At 43.5% G+C, this 1,686-nt stretch carries 1 protein-coding gene; it reads right to left on the bottom strand.

Annotated elements, in window-relative coordinates:
* Positions 1-1,686, bottom strand: a 1,686-nt coding sequence (locus tag AB4496_RS21955) for an HD domain-containing phosphohydrolase (RefSeq protein ID WP_372131964.1), incomplete at both ends; no start/stop codon positions are given.

Here is a 1,686-nt window from a genome sequence, read left to right on the forward strand (position 1 = left end):
CTGCTGTGAGCTTCCTTGGATAGCCAGTGCCTTTGAGTGTTTCATGGTGAGTCGACGCATAACGAGGCACACGGCTTAGCTCTTTCGGGAATGGCAGGTTTTCAAGCATCTTGATGGTACCAAGCATGTGCTCATTTATCTTAAACCTATCTTCAGCAGTTAAGGTGCCACGCGCAATACTCAGGTTATAGACTTCGCCCAGATTGTATAAGTGCTCAGGCACATCCATTTTTATTTGATATTTCGGGTCGAACTCTAACGGCCTATCTCTTTTCACTATATGTTCAGGCTTATCACATAACAGCGGCTCTACCGCTGGTAAGCTTGAGCTCGATTCTCGATTCAACGCCTCTATCGGTGACAAACCAAGTTGATCATCAAAGTTACGTGTCCAAGTAGTCTCAGCTATCAAGCGAATACGTGCGACTTTATCATCACTCATGAATTCACCACCAACGTTTGATGTCGCGATAAACTCAAAGTCCTCTTGTAACTGCTGTTTGGTTGACGCAAGTTCATCAGCTACCAGCTCAGCCGGTAGAGACCCTTCGAGTTGTTTTGTCAAAGCTGTAATTTCTGCATCACGCCAAAGCACTTCAAATCGAGTTCTCACCTCGTGAATTCGGTTGTAGTTAGCTTCTAGCTTCGTACCTTTATCGACGATGTGTTCAGGTGTCGTGATCTTGCCACAATCATGAAGCCAAGCCGCAATTCTAAACTCACGACGCTCATCATCATTTTCAAACTTAAAATCTTTGAAGTGCTCAGACTGTGATTTTTCAGCCACATCAGCCAGCATCAAACCCAGTTCTGGTACACGGTTACAATGCCCAGCCGTATAAGCGGACTTATCATCGATCGCCTGAGCAATCAGCTTAATAAAAGATTCAACAAAGGCCTCTTGATTCTGCTCATGCTGCTTTATCTCTGTTGCCATCTCTTTGACTGCAACAGATAACTCCCAAACTTCCTTTATTCGAGTGTCAAGTAAGGCTACGTTGTCATAATCACGCTGCTTAATCTTGCTAGTTTCAGCCTTTAATTGGCGTATCGGCCGAACAATTGGCGCACCAAATATCCAAGCTACAGGCAAAGTTAAGCTCATCAAAAGCACTGTCACACCAATAGACGTCACAAGTCGCTTGTTGACCGCGCTGTAGATTTCCTCCTCAGGTATCGCAACGGCAAAATATTCAGAGTAGTGCTCGCCCGTTTCAACCTTTTTCAGATAAAGACGCTTAGGTTCTCCATTGAGCAAAATCTTAGCCATTTCACCTTCGGTCGTAGCCGTTGCAGTTCGTTCATAAAGCTCAGCATAAGGAATGGTTGTACCGGAGTTAAGGGCATGATGATGAAACCATTTTTGAGATAAAAAAGCTTTCTGTTCATCTGTGAGTGTGCGAATCGCTTGATTTAGGATAGGTAAGAACTGCTGATGTTTGTTTTGCAACACAATGTGGAACTGGTTTGGGTAATTAGCTTTGAGGTCCAACAGCACTTCATTAACTTTCAATCTTGCATGGAAAAATTTATCCAAAGAAAATTCAAGCACTGGCTTAGCGTCGAGTACTGCAAAGCTCTCACCACGATCAACAGCGTCAAATGCCAATTCCATACTAGGAAATTCAACAAGCTCAATATTTGGAAAATCTTTTCTTAGTTGAGGAATAACCGACCATCCAGATA

The sequence above is a fragment of the Vibrio sp. 10N.222.46.A1 genome, from assembly GCF_041473595.1.
GTDB lineage: Bacteria > Pseudomonadota > Gammaproteobacteria > Enterobacterales > Vibrionaceae > Vibrio > Vibrio tasmaniensis_A.